The sequence below is a fragment of the Acinetobacter sp. WU_MDCI_Abxe161 genome, from assembly GCF_025514355.1.
GTDB lineage: Bacteria > Pseudomonadota > Gammaproteobacteria > Pseudomonadales > Moraxellaceae > Acinetobacter > Acinetobacter pittii_E.
This window is the reverse complement of sequence record NZ_JAHPTU010000003.1, coordinates 39,991-63,773: the sequence shown is the minus strand read 5'-3', so window position 1 is coordinate 63,773 and position 23,783 is coordinate 39,991. Positions and strand designations below refer to the sequence as shown.

Sequence of the window (23,783 nt, the reverse complement as noted above, 5' to 3'; positions counted from 1 at the left end):
CCAACTTCATCATACTAATCATAATCATCTGAGTTCGTTTCTATTTCTTCTCTAGATGGAAGGGAAGTGAACTCAATCGGTGCTGAAGGATGATTACTAGCAAAGTCAGCTAGCAAGTGAGCAATAGCACTATCACCATGTCGGTCTTTATTAGTTGAGTTGGTCTTTCCCATTGCTGGAATACGCGCCATCCCATTGACCATGACAAATGCTCGGTGATCTTCAATCATGTCTTGATCCGCTGACATGTTCTCAATATAGCCATCTTCTAGTGATGATTTAAAGTGCGGTGTATTTTCTCGATACCATGCTTTAGTCAGCATTACAGCTTCAATTCGCTCACCATATTTGACCTGCATTACTTCAGCTAAATGCCCCCCATTACCATCATGCGCACCTTTGTTAAAGTTAGGTAATATCCCAGCAATAAGTTTCAAACAACTCTTCTTGCTGTTTTTATGGAACTTTAAATATTCCAAACAGGAAGGGAATGCGTTTTTATGTATTTTGCTGTTTTACCTAGGGCCAAAATGGACAAGCATTACGTTTACGTGCAGAGTCTAGACTATAATAAATGAACAGCTTTTTAGGTAATGCCTTAATTAAAGGTTTTAAGTACTCATTATTGAAAAACTCTCAACTTCAAGTTTAATTTATTGAAACATACGAAATGTAAAAAAAGGGAGAATATTTATTCTCCTTTTTTTGATTATGCAGTGGTCACAATTTTTTTCTTAACAATTGCATAGCTTATGCCTGTAACGATACTACCTGCTGCAATGGCAGCGAGATATAGCCAAGCATGGTTAATTGCATTTGGAATTAAAAGAACAAATACACCGCCGTGAGGAGTAACCAATTCGCAATGGAAAAGGGCAACAAGTGCTCCAGTTACCGCTCCACCTAAAATACACGTCGGGATTACACGCATTGGGTCTTTTGCTGCAAATGGAATGGCACCTTCAGAAATAAAACATAAACCTAGTACGAAAGCGGCTTTTCCAGCATCTCTCTCTCCTGTACTAAATTTACTTTTAGCAATGAAAGTTGCAATTGCCATACCAATAGCAGGAACCATGCCGCCAGCCATCGTAGCTGCCATGGGCATATACGTGTTTGTTGTCAGTAAGCCGACAGTAAAAGCGTAGGCTGCTTTATTGATTGGACCACCCAAATCAATACACATCATGCTTGCTAATATAATTCCCATTAACACGGCATTTGTTGTACCCATATTGTTTAGGAAGTCTTTCATTAGCTCAAAAATATGTGCTACTGGCTGCCCCACCACGTAAAACATGATAAGGCCAACGAATAATGTACCTAATAGGGGAATAATTAAAATAGGTTTAAGTGCTTCTAAACTTGTAGGAAGTTTGAGTTTTTTTGCAATAAAAAGCGCGATATAGCCAGCAAGAAAACCTGAGACAATGCCACCTAAAAAGCCTGCTTGCAGCTGAGAAGCGAGTAAGCCCCCAATTAAACCAGGTGCAAGACCAGGACGATCAGCAATCGAGTAAGCGATATAACCAGATAGCATTGGAACCATAAGCATAAATGCAGCGGCCCCAATTTGTTTTAATATAGCTGGTAAGCTGCCTGCTTGTTCAGCTGCATTAAGGCCAAAGCATAAAGAGAGAGCAATTAAAAGGCCTCCAGCTACCACCATAGGTAACATATAAGAAACACCTGTTAAGAGATGTTTATATACGCCAACTTTTTCGGTTTTATCTTTGTTTTCTGCAGATGTTTGCTGCTTACCTTGTTCTAAAACTTGTGCATTGCTGATTGCTTCAGCAAAGGCTTTATCTGTTTGCTTTAGAGCAAAGCCTGTTCCGCATCGATAAACGCGCTTACCTACAAAACGATCTGTATTAACTTCAATATCAGTTGCAAGAATGACAATGTCTGCTTCATCAATAGCTTGAGGTGACAAGATATTCTTTGCACCCACAGAACCTTGAGTTTCTACTTCAATGTCATAACCCAGTTTTTCTGCACCTTGTTGTAAAGCTTCAGCAGCCATAAAAGTATGTGCAACCCCCGTAGGGCAGGCAGTGATTGCTACAAATTTTTTAGCGGTATTTAACGCTAGGCTATTATCATTTTGCCAGTCGTGGGCAAATTTAAAATTGTTTAATGCCGTTTGCAAAGCTGTATGAGCATCATTTTTGATCTCTTCAATGCTAATGAAAGATAAAGAATGTGTACCAAAAATATGAAGATCTTTCGGCCGTTGACCAATCACGATGACTTGGTCAAAGCTTTCATTCGGATCGAATTCGTTGATCGTAGTAATGCTATTCTCATAACCTTGTTGGGATGCAACTTGTGCAAGTTTACGAGCTAAAATCAAAGCATTGACTTGCTGTTGCGGACTATTAATGACAAATAATAAATGTTTAGCAGTTGGCATCAGATTCACTCAATGAATTGATTGTAGTTTGGGCTTTTAACTGGTTTAGTTTTTCAGCATTAGGAATGCGAAAACCTATTTGTGTTACAGCATGGCTCGCAATTGCTGTGGCTGTTTTTAATGTTTCTTCGGCAGAGAAACCATTGATTAAACCATGGATCATTCCTGCTAAAAGAGAGTCACCTGCACCAACGGTACTTTTAACGATCACTTTAGGAGCTTTGGCATGAAGTGGGTGACTGTCATGCAACCAGTTTACACCGTCTTCACCCATCGAAATGACGACATGCTCAATTTTAGCTAAGTTTTCAAAAAGCTTTTTTTGTTCAGAATACGTCGCGGCAGGAAGCTGATAACTTTCAACTAACTCATCTGTATTTGGTTTAATCATCCATGGTTGGCATTCGATTGCAGCGACCAATGCTTTACCGCTTGTATCAAGTGCAATTTTTTTGCCTTGCCCTTGAATGAATTTAATAAGTTGTTGTAGCTCATCAACATTAAAACCTTGTGGGAGACTCCCTGCAATAGCAACCACATCGATCTGGGGTAAAATCATTTCGATTTTTTGAAAGAGATTCTTTTTATCTAGTTCGGATACTAAGAAACCTTTTCCATTTAAATCAGTCATCCTTCCGGAATGTTCAGCAATTTTTATATTTTGGCGAGTTTCACCTTCAATATAAATAAATTCTGGTTGAAATTGAGCTTTTTTAAAATGCTCATCAAAAATCTGTTTGTTAGTTGTGCCTAAAAAACCAGAAACAATAACCTCATGCCCCAAATCTTTTAAAACTTGTGCAATATTTAAGCCTTTGCCTGCTGCATGTATTTCTACAGATTCTTGACGATTCACTTGACCTATCTGTAACTCGTTGAGTTGTATGGTCACATCAATTGCAGGATTTAAAGTAATTGTTAAAACTTTAGCCATTACCATTCCTAATCTTTACATTTCTTGTTCGGATAACTGACGTACAGCAGGGGCGCTATCACATTCTAGTGCACGCTTTGCAAGCAACTGAGCTTTGCTGTAGTTGAGTGTACGAATTTGAGCTTTAACCAAAGGAATACTATTCGGTGACATACTAAGCTCATCTACACCTAAACCCATAAGGATCGGTACAGCTTTTGGATCAGCAGCGAGTTCACCGCATATGCCCACCCATTTGCCATGTTTGTGGGCAGCTTTTACAGTTTGATCAATCAATTGCAAAATACTTGGGTGTAGGCCATCTGCTTCAGCCGAGAGGATAGGGTGTCCACGGTCAATGGCTAAAGTATATTGAGTTAAGTCATTTGTTCCTATGCTAAAGAAGTCCACTTCTTGAGCAAGGATAGGTGCAAGTAAAGCAGCTGAAGGAACTTCTATCATGATACCAACTTGTAAGTCGGTACACGGATATATTGCTTTTACTTCGTCAAGAATGGCTTTCGCTGCACGCCATTCTTCTACACGGCCAATCATTGGAAACATGATTCTTAAAGGGCGATCATCGGCAGCCTTAAGCAAAGCAATAAGTTGTTGACGCAACAGTTCTGGCTGTCTCAGAGTTAAACGGATGCCTCTTAATCCTAAAAATGGATTTTCTTCTTCAGCAATTGGAAGGTAAGGGAGTGGTTTGTCACCACCTACATCTAGAGTACGTACTACGAGTGGTCGGCCTGCAAGAGCATCTAAAACAATACGATAATCTGCTTCTTGGGTAGCTTCACTTGGAGCGCTACTATGCGCCATAAAAACAAGCTCTGTTCTCAGTAGGCCAATTGCTTCAGCACCACACTCGACTGCATGGGCTGTCGCTTGAACTTTTCCTAAATTGGCAGCAATCTCGATTTGATGCTGATCTAGAGTAATTGCAGATTCTTGACTATGACGTTCAGCTTCTTCACGAATTTTTTTCTGATGCTCGCGTTCTTGTTTTGCTTGTTCGATTTGCTGAGTATTAGGATTTAAAATAAAGGTTCCTGTATCTCCATTAATTAAAAGAGAACTTTTTTGCTCAATATCTAGTACTTGCTCACCAGCACCGACAATTGCAGGAATACCTAAAGCACGAGCAACAATAGCACTATGCGCACTTGCACCACCTACGGCTGTCAAAATACCTGCAACTCGATCTTTATTAAGGCGGGCCACATCACTTGGTCCCACATCATACATAATTAAAATATAAGGCTCTTTAGGCTCTTCAATGATAACTTCACCACAAAGTTGAGCCAAAACCCGATCGCCAATATCTCGTAAGTCTGCAGCCCGCTCAGCCAATAAGCGATCTGGTAAAGCTGCTTGCTCTTTGGCTGCTGCTTCAATATGTTCATGCCAAGCAGCAGGAGCAGAAAGGTTTAAGTTAATTTTTTGATAAACACCATTAATAAGATCTGGATCGTCAAGCATTTCTAAATGTGCTTGGAAGATCTGCTTAATTTCAGCCACTTCAGATTTTGCAATAACTTGGTGAATGTTGTTTTTAACTGCATGAAGGGCAATATCAAGATTTTCTTTTTCTACTTTGACGCTCAAACCCATACGTTCATATTGATAAATCTTAGGTTTAATGACATGAACAGGACCAAAAGCTAAACCACTTGAAGCGGCAATGCCCGTATTTGAACTAAGTAGTTTTGATGGAGCTTTAATTTTATTTGATGGCTCTATTTTTATATCGGAAGATTGTATAGGTTCGACTTCTTCACCTAAACCTTGTTGCACTGCTTGAATAACTTTATCTAAACCTGCGACTGCATCTGTTTCTGGTTCGGCAATGAAACGTAGAGTCTGTCCACGTTTACATCCTAAAGCCAAGAGGCGCGTCAAACTTTTAGCAGAAACAAAATTTCCTTCATCTACTGCGACCTGAATATCACCTTGAAAACTTTTTGTTAAGTTCACCAAATGAGTTGCTGGTCGAGCATGTAATCCATGTGCATTAGCGAGTACAACAGAACGATGAGGCCAATCTGGAATAACATCTGCCCCAATGATTTTGGCAATTTCATTTGGCGCTTGTGTTTGATCTAATTGTGCAACTTGCTCTGGATTAAACAGAATATCAATTAGCCGATTAAATCTCTGGCTATCTAATTGCTCATTGGCAGCGATACATACGAGTGTATTTAACTTTTTTCCACCTAGCTCTAATGCATGGCGAGGCTTTACGATACTGATTGCTGGTTGTTGAACGAATTTGGTACTTGAAATAGACCAGATTTGATCTTGTAGTTGAATAACTTGATCTGGATCAAGCGAACTTAGAAAACCACATTTTACAAAATTGTGTTTTTTTAGAATTTGAGATGCTGACCAAAACAAATCTTCAATATCTTGGGATTCAATTTCAGTTTGAATTAAATTTTCATGTAAATTTAAAGATAACGGTTGAGCTTGTAATATTTCAATAATTTGCTCAGGTTGTTTTGCATTTTTTACCTGTTCACTTACATCATGCATTAAAGCTCGGGTTAATATTTGTAGGACTTGTAAGTGTTCATCTGATTTTGCTGCAATAACAACAGCTAAATAAACTCTGTTTTCACCATCCCATATTATTCCTTCGGGGAAGTGAGCTAAACGGATACCTGTTTCTAAAATACATTCACGAGATTGGGGAGTACCGTGGGGGATAGCAATGCCTTGACCCAAATAGGTTGCGCTTTGCTCTTCACGATTAATGAGACCTGTAATATAGTCAGGTGTGACTAACCCATCTTTCTCCAATATATCTACTAGACACTGTAATGCATGTGTTTTATCAACAGCATGTTGATTCATATGAATATGTCGAGGCTCTAGTGCTAGCATATTTATCCTTGAACAATATCTTTAGGTTTAGCTAAAACAGAAAAAAAGAAGCCGTTTGTATTAAAAATAGGTTAATTTAACCGTTTTTAAACAACAGCTTCGTATAAATTACCATAGCAGAACTTTAAAGGTATATCGACGTATTTACGTAAAAAATGCTTGTTTTTAATACAAAGGATAATCCATGAATAGTATTTTAAATTTTTATATTAACCATAAAGATAATAAAGTAATTTTATAAAAGGAGTTAAATCCTCCAGATAAAAAAACCTCTATACCGGATTACGGGCATAGAGGCAAAAAAAGTGAAAGATTAATTAAAATTAGTGTCGAATTTCTTGTTCCAAGAGCGACCACAACTTTTGATGTGATTTTTTAAACATTAACATGTGCCCAATTGATTTATATCCGAGTTTAATAGGGTTTAGCTCTAGCATTTTTGTAGGTGCATTCGGATACAGCTTTAATAAAGCTTCAACATTACGCTCGGTTGCAATTTCATCATCACTTGCCCAAATAGAAGTAATAGAGTAGCTAATTTCAGTATGAAAATCCTGAAAAATAGTTTTACCAATGGCGTTTTTCACATAACCGGGATGACTACAAAATTCACGCCACTGTTGAGCGACTTTTTTAGGTAAGTTTTCTCCCATTCCAATAAATTGGGTAGCAGCATAACCTTTTAAGACACTAGAGATCGGGAAGATAACATTAAACATCACTGGTGCTAAAAACTTGGTTTTACCTTTAAGACCTTTTACGTGACCAGTAGAACCTGCGACTGCAACAACTTTTGCTACTTTATGGAAGTTAGGCACAATTCCTAGCAATTGCCCACCAGCACTATGGCCAAGAAGAGTAACTTGTTGTGCTTGGGTTTTTCCTAATAAAGTATCAATTGCACAAGGGATATCGAGAGTTCCCCAATCATTAATACTTGCACCACTTTGCTTTAACGGCCCATGCAATGAATCTCCAATTCCACGGAAATCAAAGCTTAATACATCATAGCCTTGCTCACTTAACCAACTAGCAAAAGAATGATAAAAGTTTTTGGTAATACCTGTGGCTGGACAAATCAACACGGGATTGGCCAGTTGTTTTGATTGAGCTGGATAAAAATGTGCAGCAAGTTGATAACCATCTTTGCAGGTCATCCAAAATGATTCAAAAGTATTATCCATAATATTTCATAGTGATAAGTTTGTAGATATCTTTAATTTACACGAGTTCTAAAATGAAACTTGGTTAAAATGTGACTACAAAGTCAATAATTATGTTATACGGCTCATTAAATTTGAATAAAACGAATAATTGGAAAAAAGATGGATTTACCACAGGCCGTACAGTTAGCTATTGTGTTTAGTGGCATATTTTTATGGATAGGGATGTTAACCGGGGTATGGAAATATTGGCAAATACGCCGTTCAGAATTAAACCGTGCTCATTATTATGTAGATATCGCTCATCGAAGTAGTTTGTTATATGCAGCCGCTAGCCTAATTCTAGCTGTCTTAAGCTACTTTACTGTTTTAAATGAAAATATTACTTTGTGGTGCGTGTTTGCAAATATTCTGTTTTTTAGTTTATATCCTACATGGCTATTTACAGGACACGACAAAAAAATTTAAACGTCCGCACAAGTTAGGCCATTTTAGTTTGCCTTCATGGTTAATGTCTTTAATGATGATAGGATTAATTGTGACTGAATTACTTGCTACGGCTATTTTAGTTATCGGAACAATTTTTTTATTTTTAGGTATATAAAAATGGATGATCACTCATCCATTTTTTAAGTATTCGAGTTCTGTTGACTAAGACGTCTTTTAGCTAATTTTCGCATCTTATGGTCGACAAAGGCCCACACACAAAATATGAAAGAAACAACCATCGCATACATAAAGTATTCGGGTTTCAGATTTCCCTTAATCATACCTTGAAACAGTAAAGTCAGCATAAGAGCAAGCGGCGTTACTCCATAAACAACTGAATCTTTGCTGTTCAGAGTGTTAATGAAGACTTGTTTGTTGAAATGTAATGATAACATCTCCATCCCTCCTTGTGGTTGTGCTAAAACTGAATGTTTTAGTCAAGAATAAGTTTAATGTTGTACTTCTATTTTTAATTCAATTCAATAGTGAATAGAAAATTTTTTGAGCAGTTTTATAAAAAACTCTATATTTATAAAAGGTTAAGGTATTAAAAAAGTAAATATTAAATATTTTTGTATAAAATACTTAATTTTTTAGAAAAGAGAAATATTTAAGTGAAAAGTGTAATAATTTCTCTTCTCTATAAGTTCAGATTAACTATTTTGTTTTTTTAAAAAGAGGTCAATGGCATGTTGGGCAATTTCTGCATCTTCAAAAGATTGAACGCCAGAAACACCAATTGCACCTAAAATTTGACCGTCGTAAAGAATTGGTTTGCCACCTTCTAGCATGCCCTGAGCACTCGGCATACTTAAAAAACCTAAGCGTCCATTTTGTAGAAGTTCTTCATAGAATTTTGATGGTCTACCTGATATTGAAGAACATTTTGCTTTTTCTAAACATAAATGGGAACTTAAAGGCGAGGCACCATCTAAACGTTTCATGAGTAGTAAAGAACTTGTTTCGTCAACAATAGCAATACTAACTTTAAAGTTGTGTTCAATTGCATATTTTTGAGCTTCTTCCATTAAAAACTCTGCATCTGCTAATGTTAGGTAATATTTACTTTTCATTGTTGCTCTCTTTCCTAGTAAGCTAAAAATTATTTTAGTGTAATTTTACAGTAAAAATTGATTATATCTATAATTGTTTTGTCATTCAAATTAGTGTGGAAACAAAATGCTGGTTGGGTAAACTCAGCATTTTATTCAATATATAAAATCATGTTTGGGTAAAACTCGATTTCAAAATAGACACTAGATTAAATGTTTTTAAATTTAACATTGTCGATCATTACGGTAATGATGAGAACAACTAAAGATGGGATCAACCAAGCTAAGTTTTGTTCGTTTAAAGGTAAGTGTTGAAGAAAATCGGGTAAATAATCACCAAAACCTGCAACCTTAAGACCGTCAATAATCCCGAAGATAAAAGCAATACTTGTTACTGAACCAACAATAAAAGAAGGCTTGTGCCAGAATTTCCAAAAGAAGCTCAGCATAATTACCACAATTGCAGGTGGGTAAATTGCGCTTAAAACAGGCACTGATACAGCAATAAGTTTGGTTAATCCAAGATTAGAAATAACGAAAGAGAAACCAACTAAAATGAATACTAAAAGTTTGTACGGTAATTTAGTTAACTGAGCAAAATACTCACCGCAAGCGCAAGTTAAGCCAATCGCTGTTACCATACATGCTAGAAAAATGAGGCCAGTTAAAAATAGCGAACCCATATTGCCGAAAGCATGTTGAACATACGCATGTAAAATTACTGCACCATTTGCTGCATTTGGTGCAACTTCATGGCTACCTAAACCTAATTTAAACAAGCTTAAATAAACTAATGTAAGTCCAGCACCTGAAATGAGACTGGCAATAATTGCATATTTAGTCACTAGCTTTTTATCGGTAACACCACGCGAGTAAATCGCTTGAATAATTACAATACCAAATACTAATGCGCCTAAAGTGTCCATGGTGAGATAACCATTTACGAAACCTTCTGAAACTGGAGAAGCAACGTAATGGTTGATTGGAGCAGGAACATAACCAGACGGAATCATGACTGCTGCAATGCCTAAAATTGCTAATGCAATAATTTTTAGCGGAGCAAGTACATGTCCAACTGTATCCAATAACTTGTTTGGATAAAGAGAAACTAGAGTTACAAATGAAAAATAAATTGCACTATAGATCAAAAGGCTACTACTTGATGTTCCAAAATAAGAAGAAAAACCAATCTCATAAGAAACAGTAGCTGTACGTGGAGTTGCAAATAAAGGGCCTACTGATAAATAACAAACTACAGTTAAAATCAGACTTGCAACTCGACCTAGAGGAGAGCTAATAATTTCAATGGAACCCTGCATACGAGAGAGTGCCATAATGGTAATTACAGGGAGACCAACTGCAGTAATCAAAAAGCCTATAGCAGCTAGCCATACATGATCACCGGCTTGTTGAGCGACAATGGGAGGAAAGATAATATTGCCAGCCCCAATAAAGAGGGCAAAGGTCATAAAACCTAAGGCAATAATATCTCCAGTACGAAGATGTTGCATAAATTAAATTTAATAAAAAAGAAGGAATTTTAGAGCAAAAGAGAGCATGATCAAGCGGTATTTTATGTGAAAAAGATTTTTTTCGGAGTATAAAAACCTTTAATAGATATCAAAAATATCAACTGGTTAAAGTATGTATTTGAAAAACCATTGAAAGAAATGCGTAAATCATTTTTTATGTCTGACTTTTTAAAAAAATTATGCAAAAATAAAAGTATAAATTTCTATTATGAATGTTGAATATTTGGGCACTTAACGCTTCCAGCCTATCCTATATCCGTTCTAAAATATTCTAAATTAACTTACATTTTTGTAGGCATTGTAAAAATAGTGTCTACGAGGATAAAACTGAATGAGAGCTTCTACTGTTACAATAAAAACTGAACAAGATCTAGAAAAGTTGAGAGTTTCTGGACGCTTGGCTGCGCAAGTTTTAGAAATGATAGAGGCACATGTTAAATCAGGTGTATCTACTGAATATTTAGATAACCTGTGTAACGACTATATTGTAAATACTTTAAAAGTTATTCCTGCCAATGTTGGATATCATGGTTTTACTAAAACAATATGTACCTCAGTAAATGAAGTGGTTTGCCATGGAATTCCATCGCCGAATAAAATTTTAAAAGATGGCGATATTATCAATATTGATGTCGCAATTATTAAAGACGGCTACTTTGGTGACACGAGCCGTATGTATTTTGTGGGTAATGTAAATCCACAAGCAAAAAAACTTGTTGAAACAACTTATGAGGCGATGGTTGCTGGTATTCATACCGTTAAACCGGGAGCTACATTAGGTGATATCGGTTACGCTATTCAGTCAGTTGCCCATCGAGAAGGGTATAGCATTGTTCGAGAATATTGTGGCCATGGGATTGGTAAGGTTTATCATGAACAACCCAATGTTCTACATTATGGACAACGTGGCCAAGGTTTGGTTTTAAAGAAGGGAATGGTCTTTACCATTGAACCGATGATTAATGCGGGCAGACCGCAAGTGAAAGAGCTGAATGATGGGTGGACTGTCATTACCCAAGATCATTCGTTATCTGCTCAATGGGAGCATATGGTTGCTGTAACTGATACAGGCTTTGAGCTATTAACACCTTGGCCTGAAGGTGTAGGAAATTATCCTGCAATTTGAAAATAAAAAAAGTTCGATAATTATCGAACTTTTTTTATTTTAATTTATTTTAATGCTCAGAAAGATGTTCTACCAAATAATCGATAAATACTCGTACAGCAGGTAGCAACCCTCGGCGTGATGGATATACGGCATGTAATATACCGTGAGGCGCTTTCCATTCTGGTAATATTTGTACAAGTTGTCCAGATTTTAGAAAATCTTCTGCTGCGCTTTCTGGGAGTAAAGCGATACCACAGTTTTGACTCGCCAATTGTGCCAACATGTGTATGTTTGTACCCATTATGGTAGGGCTGACTTTGATTTTCTTTTGCTGATTGTCTGGTCCATGCAAAAGAAATTGCTGATCAAGGTGCTCTTCAGAAAGACTTAAAATACGGTGTTCGCTTAGCTGCTCAGGGGTTTTTATATCACCAAACTCATTTAAATAGGCCTGACTTGCAAATAGACTCTGTTCTATAAGAGCAAATTGTCTAAGAACTAAACTTGGGTCATCATCTAGTTTTGAGCGAACTCGTAGAGCAATATCAATTCCTTCATTAATAACATCTACTCGACGATTGCTGACCATAAGTTGCAAACGAATTTCTGGATATTTTTTTAGGAAAGCAGGCAAAATTTTAGGAAGTTGATTTTGAGCAACATCAACTGGAACACTAACTTTAACAACACCTCTGGGTTGAATACTTAGGTGATCAACCAGATCATGTGCGGCTTGTGCAGCATTCATCATGACTTGAGCATGTCTATAAATATCCATCCCAATATCTGTAACAGCAAAATGACGTGAACTACGTTGAATGAGGCGAACCCCTAAGTTTTCTTCTAAACTATACACGCGACGACTTAGTTTTGATTTTGGTATATCCGTTACACGTTCAGCAGCACTAAAGCCACCATGCTCAACAACGAGAGCAAAACAATAAAAATCATCAAGATCAGTGAGCATTAAAATATCCTATTTCTGCAACACCAACGATTTTACATTATTATTTTTGCAACAATAATTCTTAAACTAAATTATTTGTAATTAATTAGCCCTCTAAATAAAAATAGAATTTTGAAATTATATTGTAATTACGTTGTAATTTTAACGTGTATTGTTTTAACTAGTGTTCTAGCCTCTTATAGAAGTTTTAATTAATTTCTTTTACACTATAATTTTTCTCTACTCTCAAATTTCATGCCTTATCAACTGATCGAACTTAACGATGCCTCTGCAAATATTGAATGTCCATTTTGTAAACAAGCGATAATTGACTGGGCGCAAGAACAATATATTCAGCCGTGTGAACATACTTTATTTATTGCTATGGATTTAGGATTTGAATTTGTTGCTGATCGATTTGAAGAGGGTATGAATCAGAATGTAGATGAGTTGCACGAAGATCCGAATATGAATGTATTTGAAGCTTTAACGACAACTACTTATGAAAATCTAATTATTTTGAAGTCTGATTTAGGCGTAGAAAATTTATTTCGCTATGTTGGGGTGAGTGATCGTTAAATTCGAGAGTAATAAAAAAGCCAATCTATTGATTGGCTTTTTTATTATTTACGCTTCTGGCGCTGCGCTGTATTGTTCAACTAATGGTTTTAATTCGCCATTTTGGAACATTTCAAGCATGATATCGCTACCGCCAATAAGTTCACCATTTACCCAAAGTTGCGGGAATGTAGGCCAGTTCGCAATTTTTGGTAATGTTGCACGAATATCAGGGTTTTCCAAAATATTTACATATGCAAATGGACGACCAATTTGACTGAGCGCCTCTACAGCACGTGCAGAGAAACCACATTGTGGAAACTGTGGAGTGCCTTTCATGTAAAGTAAAACGGGATGCTTCGCAATTTGATCGCGGATTAACGCTTCAGTATCACGTGCTTGTTCAGTCATAAATAGATCCTCAACTAATCTAGCAGCATTATAGGGGGTGTTTACATCGCTTTGCAAACCACCTGATTACTTAAAGTTGCATTGAATATTCAATATTTTATTGTATAAACCGAAGTGATAGCAAAAAGCGGACGAAATTTTAGATAAATGAATGATGAGACTTTTCATCAGAGCCAGTTTTTGCTTATATAAACCCTTCTAAAAATCTCATACAGACAGAGTTCGTCATGACTGATATTACCCTAGCCCCAATACAACCTGATCAACCATCACATTTAATGGCTACTTATGGCCGCCAAGCGATCAGTTTTGTACGAGGCCGAGGGGCATATTTATATACCGAAGATGGCACAGAGTATCTAGATGCTTTAACGGGTATTGCTGTATGTGGTTTAGGTCATGCACATCCGGTAATTGCAGAAGCGATTGCAGAACAAGCTGCAACGCTTGTCCATACGAGTAACTTATTTGAAATCCCTTGGCAAACTGCTGCTGCTCAGAAGCTGGCTGAAGTTTCAGGAATGGAAGAGATCTTCTTTTCAAACAGTGGTGCTGAGTCAAATGAAGGAGCGATTAAAATTGCTCGTAAATTTGGTACTCAACAAGGTATAAGTTCACCAAAGATTATTGTGGCAGAACAATCATTTCATGGCCGTACTTTAGCAACACTTTCAGCTACTGGTAATAAGAAAGTACAAGATGGCTTTGCTCCCTTAACTCATGATTTTATTCGTGTGCCATTTGGTGATGTAGAAGCAATTCAAGAAGCCGCTTTACAGCATCCAGATATTGTTGCGATTTTGATTGAGCCAATTCAAGGTGAAGGTGGTATTAATACAGCACCTCAAGGTTTTAGCTATCTTGAAGAAGTACGTATCCTATGTAATCAGCATAACTGGCTCATGATGCTAGATGAAATCCAAACTGGTAATGGCCGTACAGGTAAGTATTTTGCGTATCAACACACAAATATTGTGCCCGATGTTCTTACGACTGCGAAAGGTCTTGGTAATGGCTTTCCAGTAGGAGCGGTCATGACACAAGGTAAAGCTGTAGGTTTATTAGGACCTGGTAGTCACGGTTCTACTTACGGTGGAACTGTGTTGGGTTCTCGTGTGGTTTATACGGTAATTGATACAATCCAAAAAGAGAATGCTGTAGAAAATGCAGCTATAGTCGGTGGTTATATTGTTGATCAATTACGTGCTCAATTGGCAGATAAAAATGTACAAGTACGTGGCTTTGGGATGATGATTGGTATTCAATTACCTAAAGACTGTGCTGAGCTCGTTGCAATTGCTCGTGATCAACATAAGCTGATTATTAACGTTACAGCAGGTTCTGTAGTGCGTTTATTGCCCCCAATTAATATGACTCAAACACAGGCTGATGACTTGCTAGAGCGCTTAGTCTCTTTAATTAATAACTACCTTTAAGTTTTGATATTAATAAAAAATGGGCATATAAATGCCCATTTTTTTATGTGAAATAATTATCCAGAAATGTACTGTTTTAACTGTTCAATGAGGTTTTTCTGGTCTTCCATTGCAGCTTTTACTAAGTCACCAATAGAGATAAATCCAACTAATTTTTCATTGTCTAGTACAGGTAAGTGACGTAAGTGGCGGTCTGTCATGAGCTGTAAACACTCTTCAACCGTATTGTTTAGGCTTACCGTAATCACTTTTGATGTCATAATTTCAGCAACTGTGGTGCTATATGAAGAACGTTCCATTAGTGTCACTTTTCGCGTGTAGTCACGTTCAGATAAAATTCCGACAACTTTTTCGCCGTCTGCTACGACAAGTGCACCAATCCCTTTATCTGCCATGATCTTAATTGCTTCAAGGACAGTGGCTTCTGGAGAAATTGTAAAAATATCTTGCTCTGATTTGTTTTTGATTACTTGTGCAACGATTGTCATTTCTTCTGTCCTGTGTTTTATCATTTTGTTTTAAATTAGCTTGATTTTATAAAAATGCAAAGACTTGATAGTCATTCAAATATAAGTTTTGCATTCAAGCGTTCAAAAAGCATTCTATATTGATTGCTAAAAAGCTAAAGAAAAAGTTTAAGCTCCTTGCCAATGGGGATGTTTAAAAAAGAAATGGTGCATTTGCTGAGTAGATAGCTTTAATTTTCTATGAGATGAATTAAACAAAGCAGGAGTGACGTTAAGTCGAGTTAAGGTGGGTAATAAAGACTCATGGAAATCTTTAGGGGTAATTCTTCTAGGTTTGTAATGTGGCCAATGCTCTTTTGCATAGCGATGTGCCTGCAATCCGTTAAGCCAAAAAGGGAAAATAAAATCTTCCTGATCTGATTTAATTGCCCATCCTTGATGAAATAAACCCCAAAGAACCCCGCAGTACATCATGGTTCTTAAAATATAAATCTTAATCATCAAGTCTCGTGAAACCGGTTGTAGATTACTTAAACTATTCATTGTGAATTTAATGGTTCTTAACTTGTCTTGCTTATTATAAAAAAATCAGATGACATTTCAGTTTAAACAGGTATCAAATCGTAAACAAATATTCCAGTTATGAAATTCTGTTCATTTACTTATAGTGTCTGAAGTTTTAAATCAATTGATAACTTTGGTTTTTTTTACAGGCATAAAAAACGCCACCTGAGCAAGACAAAGCGATTAAAGCTTTGGCGAAGCGCAAGAAGAGATAAGGGATGAATTGGTTTATATCAAATTTTTACAGGCATAAAAAAACGCCACCTAAGTGACGTCTCTTTATGCTTGCATTGTGGCTAACTTTTGCCAGTATTGTGCTTTAAGTGAGTCACGTTCAACACGGAAACCTTGATAATACAATTCTGCTAAAAACAGAGCGGCTTTACCGTGCCCAGCGCGAGCAACTTCTTCTAACTGTGCAACTGCATCCTGAAAATTCATTTGAGAGTGAATTGTGTTTACTGCAGTTGCGTATACATGTTCTAAATCATGATGAGAGATACGTTGAATCATATAAAACTCCTTATTGTAATTATGATTACTTTTTCTAAAGGCTAGTGCCTTTAAATTAATTTAACTTAGTATTGTTAAACTAATATTACAAATTAATGGATTTGTCAACTATTGGTGCAAACCACTTTATTCACTATTAGGATACATGATTAAACATTATTCACAAATAATTTTGAGTAAAATCAATATGAGAATAAAAGACAAGGAGAATAAAATATGACAAATACTATCGATGGCTTTGTTTTTGATACTCCACCTAGAGAGGAACAAATCATAGAACTAGCCCATTATCATCGTAAACTATTAGATGAAGCGATCTTTCATCAAGAGATCCATTTAGGGGATTATTGTCTTGCTCAGCGCAAAAGAGTATTTGATTTCGCTCGGCATTTGGAACCAGCACAAAAAAACTGGTTTTATCAAGTGTATGATGGCGAACTGAGAAAAATTGCTGATGAAGACGAGTTGCATCCAGCAGATGCAGAAGAAGGATTAAGTATCTTTGCTATGTTTTTAGTCTTGGTGATTATTGCGGCAATTTTATACTTTTCTGTCATTCGTTCACTAATAAGCTAAGTATTATTATCCAGTAAGGTACGATTCTTGGCCTTACTGGATGTTTGATCTTGTGCTTATGAGTATTGAACCCTACACTACACTAATTCGAGGTAGGTCATGCTCATATTCAAACAAAATTTCCTTAAATTAAAGTCTGAGTTAAAAATTGATCAATGTTTTAACCTATTTGTGGTTATTGTCATTGGCTGTATTTTTGTGCTGTCATATTTAGCATTACTTCGGCCTATTAGTCCGAATCAATATCAACGAATTGTACAACTCTCTCATCAGGCAACTTATCCAAGAACTCAAGATATGGCTGAGTTACTCATGACTCAATCTGAAATTCATAGAGCAGAGTATTTAAAGTTAATGCATGCATACCAATTTGAAGGTGCTCATATTAAGCAATACCCAGCACTAGCCCAAGAAGATATGCAATAAATTGGTTATCGAGATAAATCTTGGTTTCCAAAGCTTTTTGAGCACTATTGTGGCAGGCAAAAGTTTGAATTTATGCTAAACTTTATCTTTTTTAACACGCTGCTTTTCAAGGAATCCGCATGGAGCAACAATCGAATATGCAAAATAAATTCTTGATAGATGCTGAGATCGGTGATGACGATGTCACATTACCTAATTTACCTGCTATCGATGTTCCCATCGTTGAATCTCCTGTTAAATCACAAGAAAATATTGAAGTAGCCAAAGTTGAATTAGCTCCTTCAGAAACAGCGGTCGAACAACCAAAAACTGGTTTCTTTGGCCGAATGAAAGAGGGTTTAACCAAAACTCGTCGTAATTTCGCTGATGGTATGGTCAATATCTTGATTGGCGGAAAGGAAATTGACGATGAGTTACTTGAGGAAGTTGAAGAGCAATTACTGGTTGCAGATATTGGTGTCGAAGCAACTAAAACGATCATTACCAACTTAACAGAGCGTACAGCTCGTGGCGATTTGATCTATTCTCATTCTTTATATAAAGCCTTACAAGAAGAGCTGGTTGCTTTGTTGGCTCCACGTGTGAAACCTTTGCATATTGATCCTAATAAATCACCGTATGTAATTTTGATGGTTGGGGTAAATGGTGTTGGTAAAACTACTACTATTGGTAAGTTAGCTAAACGTTTGCAAGGGGAAGGTAAAAAAGTGATGTTGGCTGCTGGGGATACGTTCCGTGCCGCAGCGACTGAACAATTACAGATCTGGGGTGAACGTAATGATATCTCAGTAGTGGCGCAAGGCCATGGGGCTGATAGTGCTTCTGTTATTTTTGATGCTTTTGAAAGTGCTCGTGCTAAAGGAATTGACGTATTAATTGCAGATACGGCAGGTCGTTTACATAATAAGAGCAATTTAATGGAAGAGCTCAAAAAAGTTAAACGTGTTATGCAAAAAATTGATGCCACTGCACCTCATGAAATTATGTTGGTGGTAGATGCGGGTACAGGGCAAAATGCGATTAACCAAGTACAAGAGTTTGATCAAGCTGTAGGTTTAACGGGTATTACCATTACTAAGTTAGATGGAACTGCGAAAGGTGGTGTGCTCTTTAATATTGCCAGTCGTACCCATGTGCCAATTCGTTTTATTGGTGTAGGTGAAAAAATTGATGATTTAAGACCATTCTCGGCTAAATCTTTTGTTGCAGCACTATTTGAAACTGATAAGTAAATTGTTTATTAATCTTAAAAAGCTTCACTAAATCGTGAAGCTTTTTTATATCTATATCTTTTTTTATTGTTGCGAAAATAAAACGAACTGTCATATTTTTAATGCTGATTATAAAAAATGACTTTAATACACTGTATTCATTCCCAAACAACGACTCTTGGTCAATCAATAGGTAGGAAATAACAAAATGTCTACTTTCTTAGATAAAATTAAAAACCGTCGTACTATTTATGCAATTGGTAAAAATGTTGCATTAGACCGCACAAAAATTGAAGAAACAATTCGTGAAGCGGTTAAACATAGTCCTTCATCATTCAACTCACAATCTTCACGTGTTGTGACTCTATATGGTGAGTCACATGCTAAATTTTGGAATTTAGTTCGTGAAGCATTACGTAAAATTGTTCCTACAGACTCTTTTGCGGGCACAAATGCAAAAATTGATAGCTTTGTTGCTGGTGTTGGTACGGTTTTATTTTATGAAGACCAAGCTGTTATTAAAAGCTTACAAGAGCAATTTGAATTATATGCAGACAACTTCCCAGTTTGGTCTGAGCATTCAACTGCAATTGCACAGTTTGCAACTTGGACAGCACTTTCAGAGCTAGGTCTAGGGGCATCTTTACAGCACTATAACCCAATTGTTGATGCAGACGCAGCTGAAGCATTTGATATTCCTGCAACTTGGAAATTACGTGCTCAATTAGTATTTGGTTCAGTTGAAGCACCAGCAGGCGAAAAAGCATTTATTAATGATGTTGATCGTTTCAAAACTTTTAATTAATTAAAAGTTAAAAAAAGCACCTATTTAGGTGCTTTTTTTATTTTTTAGAATGAGTAGATAGGTTAACCAAATTAAAAGCTAATAAAATGCAGATAGATATTTCAAAATAAAAAAACAAGAAATTAGCCTATCACTGTACTGTCATAAAATAGTCACAATCATATTGCATATTGCTCATGATTTAATAGCTTATCAAACACAGAGAAAGAGACAGATGACTTTAAGATTAGGTGTTGCTGCAATTGGTTTATTACTCAGCGGTTCGGTATTTTCAGCAGTTACAATTACAGCACCAGAGGAAATTGTAATCCTTGCGGTGAATGGTCAGGAAGTCAACTCTGGATTATTTCGTTCATCTAAAAATAATTATAAAGTTGATGCAGGGGAAACGAGCTTAAGTGTGCGCTATCAAGAATACTTTGAGCATTTAAATGGTGAACATGACATTATTAAATCTGGAGTAGTTACGATTCAAACTCCAGCACTTCAGGATGGGCAAACTTATAAGCTTGCAATGGTAGATGCACCAAAACAATTTGAACAAGCTAAGAAATATGCGGAGCAGCCAACAGTGGCTTTGTATAGTGCAAATAATGAATTAATCGTAAAACAAACTGGTGCAAACAATGAGGCAAAACCTTGGTTTGCAACGGGTTTATTAGGTAAGGTTACTGACTTTACGACTAAATCATCAAAATCACAGCCTGAGGCAGTGTATGCATCTGCTAAACCTATTGCTACACAGGTTGCTGTTCCAGTTCCCACGTCTATGCCAGTAGCGGGTGTAGCACAAACGAATGATCAACGTTTAGTTGAAACTTGGCAGAAAGCTTCTAAAGCTGAGCGTCAAAAATTTATGGCGTGGTTAGCTGAACAATCGAATTAATTTAATATTAGTACCCATTACATTAGTTGAAATGAAAAAGGACCTCAGATGAGGTCCTTTTGGATTTAGGTTAGAAACCAGATGTAATAACCTAGAAACATGAGAGGCCAAGCCACCCATGGGCTAAATAGCCATTTCCATAACCAGAAGTTGGGTACGAAACCCACTCCATAAATAAAGCCACCAGAAATACCAATCATCACCAGCATAAGCTGGCTATGATTGTAGTGTCCATTAGCATCTAGCATGAGTGAAGGATAAACCAACAAAATTGCAGCAAGAGGCAATGCCAACAGAAAAGAAAGGGCCATTGCAAATGCTTGAGCTTTTCGATGATTTGATGCTGTCATTGCGTTTGCCATCATTTATTCCTCATCTAAATTTTGATGGTGTTCGATATACAGCGCGCTGAGTACACCCGCAAAACATGCCATCAAAATGCCTAGGATCCATGCGAAATACCACATAGTTTTCTCCTTAATACAAGCTATGCGAGTTTGACTCGATATGTTTGTTAGTGATGACTCCCCACATTTTGTAATAAGACCAACTGGTATAGATCAAAATGAGAGGAACAAAAATGCAGGCAGCGACAGTCATAACGCCTAAAGTCAGATGACTTGAGACAGCATCCCACATCGTCAAACTGGAGTTAGGGTTGATACTAGAGGGAAGCAGAAATGGAAATAGAGCAAAGCCAGCAGTTAAAATTGCTCCTACAATCATTAAACTTGTGCCAGTAAAACTTAAACCTGCTTTTGCTTTTGAAGATGCAAAAATTGCAATAATTGCACCTAATATGGCAATAACTGGAGCAACTTTAGTCATTGGATAGGTGCTGTAATTGTTCATCCAACCCGGGTTACCATTGGTAATTACTTCTTTAGCTAAGGGGTTAAGCGCAGCATTTGGATCTATGGCAACAGCATAGCTATAACCGGGCACTTGTCCAAAATAGAGCCATGCTCCAATCACAAGGAAGCAAATTAAAAATACAATCGCCATAATTTGAGTGGCTTTGGCAGAGCGTTGTTTTAAAGCTTCATCTGTACGCAACATGAGCCATGCACCACCATGTGCACAAAGCATAGATAGACTCACAACTCCGCAAACTAAGGCAAATGGGTTGAGAAGCGCAAAAAAGCTACCTGAATATTCAGAGCGTAATGTGCTATCTAAACTAAAAGGAATGCCTAAGAACAAATTACCAAATGCCACACCAAATACAAGCGCTGGAACGGCACCGCCAATGCAAAGCCCCCAATCCCAAGAATTACGCCACTTGGTATTGTCTAGTTTAGAACGATAATCGAAGCCGACTGGTCTTAGGAAGAGTGCGAATAAAACCAACAACAGTGCCCAGTACATACCAGAGAAGGCAACGGAATAGACCATTGGCCACGCAGCAAATAGTGCACCACCTGCGGTGATAAACCAGACCTGATTACCATCCCAATGCGGGGCAATGGTATTGATTGCAGCACGGCGCTCGCTATCAGTTTTTCCAACGAAAGGCATAAGAGCCATAGAACCCATATCGAAGCCATCAGTTAGAGCAAAGCCGATCAGTAGTACGCCAACTAATACCCACCAAATGATTTTTAATAATTCATATTCAATCATGATAAGGCCTCCCCATTAACAGCTGCTTTCGATTCTTGCTTTTCAAAATGATATTTGCCAGTGTGCAGGGAACTTGGCCCTAAACGAGCAAATTTGATCATTAAATACATTTCAATAATTAAAAGAGCGGTATAGAACGCTGCTAAAGCAAGGATTGAACCCCATACATCTCCAGTACTTAAACTAGAAGTAGAGAGATGAGTTGGTAAAATCTCACCAATGGACCATGGTTGACGGCCACCTTCAGCTACATACCAACCAGTTTGTGCAGCAATCCAAGGAAGCGGCAGCGCAAACAATGCGTATTTAAGTAACCAAGGTTTGTTTTCAGCATTTCTTTTGGCTACCGCCCAAGTTGCTAAAATGAAAAGTAATAGCATTAAAAAGCCAGAGGCAACCATTGCGCGGAAAGAGAAAAATAGTGCTGTAACATTTGGAACTGTATCTTTTACAGCGGCTTTAATATTTTGCTCACTTGCATCAACTACATTGGGTGCATATTTCTTAAGAAGTAGGCCATAACCTAAATCTTTTTGATTTTTTTCAAAAGAAGCCAATAACTCTGGTGAGCGATCACCTGCACGCAACTTTTCAAGGTCGGCATAGGCAAGCATACCGTTGCGAATACGAACTTCATGTTGTTGCATGAGATCTTTAAGGCCAGTAACTTCTTTAGTTGTTGAACGAGTTGCAATTAAACCTAACGCATATGGAATTTTAACTGCGTAATCTGTCCGCATTTCTTCATGGTTTGGGACACCAAATAAAGTAAATGGAGCAGGAGCAGGGTGAGTATCCCATTCGGCTTCAATCGCAGCGAGTTTAGTTTTTTGAACATCTCCTAACTCGTAGCCAGATTCATCGCCTAACAAAATTACTGAAAGTGTAGATGCAAGACCGAAAATTGCAGCAATTGCAAATGAACGACGCGCGAATGGTAGATCGCGTTTCTTAAGTAAGTAATAACTTGAGATAGCCAGTACAAAAATTGCACCAGTTACATAACCCGCAGATACAGTGTGGACAAATTTCACTTGAGCTACTGGGTTAAAGATAAGCGCGCCGAAATCAACTAATTCCATACGCATCGTTTCAAAGTTAAATGCAGCACCTACCGGGTTTTGCATCCATCCATTAGCCACTAAAATCCAAAGCGCTGACATATTAGAACCTAGAGCGACTAACCATGTTACGCCTAGATGCTGAATCTTACTTAAACGATCCCATCCAAAAAAGAATAACCCAATAAATGTAGATTCAAGGAAGAATGCCATAAGGCCTTCAATTGCTAATGGAGCACCGAAAATATCACCTACATAGTGCGAGTAATAAGCCCAGTTTGTTCCAAACTGGAACTCCATTGTTAAGCCAGTAGTTACCCCTAAAGCAAAGTTAATACCAAATAATTTTCCCCAAAATTTAGTCATATCCTTGTAAATTTCTTTACCAGAAATGACATAGGTGGTTTCCATAATGGCAAGGATAAATGCCAAACCTAAAGTTAAAGGGACGAAAAGAAAGTGATACATTGCGGTCATCGCAAATTGAAACCGCGAAAGATCAACCACGCTTTCAGAAATCATCAACGTGTCTCCTTAATGTGGGAAATGTTATCGCCAGCAATATGCTCGGCGACCTGATTGTCAAAATTTTGGGGGATGGTGGGAGCATCAAACCAAATATGTTTAATCGTTAAAAGAAGCACTATTTTTATTATTAGAATAATAGTGATTTCTTTAATTAAACGGCTGTTAAGTTTTTTAAAATTAAGGCTCATAAATTAAACCTCATTTGATATT

Annotated in this window: 25 protein-coding genes and 2 pseudogenes; 9 read left to right on the top strand and 18 right to left on the bottom strand. The window is 37.2% G+C overall.

Annotated elements, in window-relative coordinates; all coding sequences use genetic code 11:
• Positions 1-14: 14 nt before the first annotated feature.
• From KTI78_RS04065 to KTI78_RS04045, 5 genes and pseudogenes are all read right to left on the bottom strand, one after another.
• A pseudogene (locus KTI78_RS04065) lies at positions 15-636 on the bottom strand (hypothetical protein); the annotation flags it as partial.
• A 73-nt stretch (positions 637-709) separates the two neighbouring features.
• Positions 710-2,416, bottom strand: coding sequence for a fructose-specific PTS transporter subunit EIIC (locus KTI78_RS04060; RefSeq protein WP_262445289.1), 1,707 nt, complete (start codon positions 2,414-2,416; stop codon positions 710-712).
• The gene (gene pfkB / locus KTI78_RS04055; protein WP_262445288.1) at positions 2,403-3,350 is read right to left on the bottom strand and encodes a 1-phosphofructokinase; all 948 of its coding nucleotides are present in this window, start codon (positions 3,348-3,350) and stop codon (positions 2,403-2,405) included. The genes KTI78_RS04060 and pfkB overlap by 14 nt, the downstream gene beginning before the upstream one ends.
• Before the next feature lie 15 nt (positions 3,351-3,365).
• Entirely contained in the window at positions 3,366-6,218 is a 2,853-nt protein-coding gene (gene ptsP, locus KTI78_RS04050; protein WP_262445287.1) for a phosphoenolpyruvate--protein phosphotransferase, read from the bottom strand.
• Between the two features lie 323 nt (positions 6,219-6,541).
• On the bottom strand, positions 6,542-7,402 hold the full coding sequence (locus KTI78_RS04045) for an alpha/beta fold hydrolase (protein ID WP_262445286.1): 861 nt from the start codon (positions 7,400-7,402) through the stop codon (positions 6,542-6,544).
• Positions 7,403-7,543: 141 nt separating this feature from the next.
• On the opposite strand from KTI78_RS04045, the pseudogene KTI78_RS04040 reads away from it, so the two are divergent.
• Positions 7,544-7,985, top strand: a pseudogene (locus KTI78_RS04040) (hypothetical protein).
• Positions 7,986-8,010: 25 nt separating this feature from the next.
• Here the strand turns inward: KTI78_RS04040 and KTI78_RS04035 are convergent.
• The 3 genes from KTI78_RS04035 to brnQ all read right to left on the bottom strand — a co-directional run bounded on the left by KTI78_RS04035 (position 8,011) and on the right by brnQ (position 10,433).
• Entirely contained in the window at positions 8,011-8,265 is a 255-nt protein-coding gene (locus KTI78_RS04035; RefSeq protein WP_005068965.1) for a hypothetical protein, read from the bottom strand.
• A 258-nt stretch (positions 8,266-8,523) separates the two neighbouring features.
• Complete coding sequence (locus KTI78_RS04030) at positions 8,524-8,943, bottom strand: GlcG/HbpS family heme-binding protein (RefSeq protein ID WP_016140763.1); 420 nt, start codon at positions 8,941-8,943, stop codon at positions 8,524-8,526.
• Between the two features lie 188 nt (positions 8,944-9,131).
• Positions 9,132-10,433 (bottom strand): branched-chain amino acid transport system II carrier protein, encoded by a 1,302-nt coding sequence (gene brnQ / locus KTI78_RS04025; protein ID WP_262445285.1) that lies wholly within the window; start codon positions 10,431-10,433, stop codon positions 9,132-9,134.
• A 352-nt stretch (positions 10,434-10,785) separates the two neighbouring features.
• Between brnQ and map the strand changes: the two genes are divergently transcribed.
• Positions 10,786-11,580, top strand: a complete 795-nt coding sequence (gene map / locus KTI78_RS04020) for a type I methionyl aminopeptidase (protein WP_262445284.1) — start codon at positions 10,786-10,788, stop codon at positions 11,578-11,580.
• A gap of 49 nt (positions 11,581-11,629) precedes the next feature.
• On the opposite strand, the gene KTI78_RS04015 is transcribed toward map, so the two are convergent.
• A complete protein-coding gene (locus KTI78_RS04015; protein ID WP_016140766.1) occupies positions 11,630-12,529 on the bottom strand; it encodes a LysR family transcriptional regulator in 900 nt (299 codons plus the stop codon).
• A 234-nt stretch (positions 12,530-12,763) separates the two neighbouring features.
• Between KTI78_RS04015 and KTI78_RS04010 the strand changes: the two genes are divergently transcribed.
• Entirely contained in the window at positions 12,764-13,087 is a 324-nt protein-coding gene (locus KTI78_RS04010) for a hypothetical protein (protein WP_262445283.1), read from the top strand.
• Positions 13,088-13,135: 48 nt separating this feature from the next.
• On the opposite strand, the gene grxD is transcribed toward KTI78_RS04010, so the two are convergent.
• Positions 13,136-13,477 (bottom strand): Grx4 family monothiol glutaredoxin, encoded by a 342-nt coding sequence (gene grxD, locus KTI78_RS04005; RefSeq protein ID WP_002120913.1) that lies wholly within the window; start codon positions 13,475-13,477, stop codon positions 13,136-13,138.
• A 227-nt stretch (positions 13,478-13,704) separates the two neighbouring features.
• Here grxD and KTI78_RS04000 point away from each other — a divergent pair, with 227 nt between their 5' ends.
• Positions 13,705-14,913: an aspartate aminotransferase family protein gene (locus KTI78_RS04000; protein ID WP_016140768.1), complete on the top strand. Its 1,209-nt coding sequence runs from the start codon at positions 13,705-13,707 to the stop codon at positions 14,911-14,913.
• A gap of 56 nt (positions 14,914-14,969) precedes the next feature.
• Here KTI78_RS04000 and KTI78_RS03995 read toward each other — a convergent pair whose 3' ends face one another.
• The 3 genes from KTI78_RS03995 to KTI78_RS03985 form a co-directional block, all read right to left on the bottom strand.
• Positions 14,970-15,401 carry a CBS domain-containing protein gene (locus tag KTI78_RS03995; protein WP_206239357.1) on the bottom strand — a complete coding sequence of 144 codons (432 nt, stop codon included), beginning with the start codon at positions 15,399-15,401 and terminating at the stop codon, positions 14,970-14,972.
• Positions 15,402-15,548: 147 nt separating this feature from the next.
• Positions 15,549-15,923 carry a DUF2750 domain-containing protein gene (locus tag KTI78_RS03990; RefSeq protein WP_025470290.1) on the bottom strand — a complete coding sequence of 125 codons (375 nt, stop codon included), beginning with the start codon at positions 15,921-15,923 and terminating at the stop codon, positions 15,549-15,551.
• A gap of 300 nt (positions 15,924-16,223) precedes the next feature.
• The gene (locus KTI78_RS03985; protein ID WP_002121063.1) at positions 16,224-16,457 is read right to left on the bottom strand and encodes a hypothetical protein; all 234 of its coding nucleotides are present in this window, start codon (positions 16,455-16,457) and stop codon (positions 16,224-16,226) included.
• 216 nt (positions 16,458-16,673) lie between these two features.
• On the opposite strand from KTI78_RS03985, the gene KTI78_RS03980 reads away from it, so the two are divergent.
• The 5 genes from KTI78_RS03980 (at position 16,674) to KTI78_RS03960 (ending at position 20,361) form a co-directional block, all read left to right on the top strand.
• Positions 16,674-17,033: a hypothetical protein gene (locus KTI78_RS03980; protein WP_002120892.1), complete on the top strand. Its 360-nt coding sequence runs from the start codon at positions 16,674-16,676 to the stop codon at positions 17,031-17,033.
• A 99-nt stretch (positions 17,034-17,132) separates the two neighbouring features.
• On the top strand, positions 17,133-17,459 hold the full coding sequence (locus tag KTI78_RS03975; RefSeq protein ID WP_016140772.1) for a hypothetical protein: 327 nt from the start codon (positions 17,133-17,135) through the stop codon (positions 17,457-17,459).
• Positions 17,460-17,578: 119 nt separating this feature from the next.
• Positions 17,579-18,691: a signal recognition particle-docking protein FtsY gene (gene ftsY / locus KTI78_RS03970; protein ID WP_031948529.1), complete on the top strand. Its 1,113-nt coding sequence runs from the start codon at positions 17,579-17,581 to the stop codon at positions 18,689-18,691.
• 187 nt (positions 18,692-18,878) lie between these two features.
• Positions 18,879-19,475: a nitroreductase family protein gene (locus tag KTI78_RS03965; RefSeq protein ID WP_262445282.1), complete on the top strand. Its 597-nt coding sequence runs from the start codon at positions 18,879-18,881 to the stop codon at positions 19,473-19,475.
• A gap of 214 nt (positions 19,476-19,689) precedes the next feature.
• Positions 19,690-20,361 (top strand): DUF2057 domain-containing protein, encoded by a 672-nt coding sequence (locus KTI78_RS03960; RefSeq protein ID WP_262445281.1) that lies wholly within the window; start codon positions 19,690-19,692, stop codon positions 20,359-20,361.
• A 65-nt stretch (positions 20,362-20,426) separates the two neighbouring features.
• Here KTI78_RS03960 and KTI78_RS03955 read toward each other — a convergent pair whose 3' ends face one another.
• Genes KTI78_RS03955 through cydP form a run of 5 tightly spaced genes read right to left on the bottom strand, consistent with a single transcriptional unit; the run spans position 20,427 to position 23,761 of the window.
• The gene (locus tag KTI78_RS03955; protein ID WP_239976933.1) at positions 20,427-20,726 is read right to left on the bottom strand and encodes a cyd operon YbgE family protein; all 300 of its coding nucleotides are present in this window, start codon (positions 20,724-20,726) and stop codon (positions 20,427-20,429) included.
• On the bottom strand, positions 20,727-20,828 hold the full coding sequence (gene cydX / locus KTI78_RS03950; protein WP_000270276.1) for a cytochrome bd-I oxidase subunit CydX: 102 nt from the start codon (positions 20,826-20,828) through the stop codon (positions 20,727-20,729).
• A gap of 10 nt (positions 20,829-20,838) precedes the next feature.
• Positions 20,839-21,984, bottom strand: a complete 1,146-nt coding sequence (gene cydB, locus KTI78_RS03945; protein WP_262445280.1) for a cytochrome d ubiquinol oxidase subunit II — start codon at positions 21,982-21,984, stop codon at positions 20,839-20,841.
• Entirely contained in the window at positions 21,981-23,567 is a 1,587-nt protein-coding gene (locus KTI78_RS03940; protein WP_262445279.1) for a cytochrome ubiquinol oxidase subunit I, read from the bottom strand. Before KTI78_RS03940 ends, cydB begins: the two co-directional genes overlap by 4 nt.
• Positions 23,567-23,761 carry a cytochrome oxidase putative small subunit CydP gene (cydP, locus tag KTI78_RS03935; RefSeq protein WP_262445278.1) on the bottom strand — a complete coding sequence of 65 codons (195 nt, stop codon included), beginning with the start codon at positions 23,759-23,761 and terminating at the stop codon, positions 23,567-23,569. Before cydP ends, KTI78_RS03940 begins: the two co-directional genes overlap by 1 nt.
• Positions 23,762-23,783 lie beyond the last annotated feature (22 nt).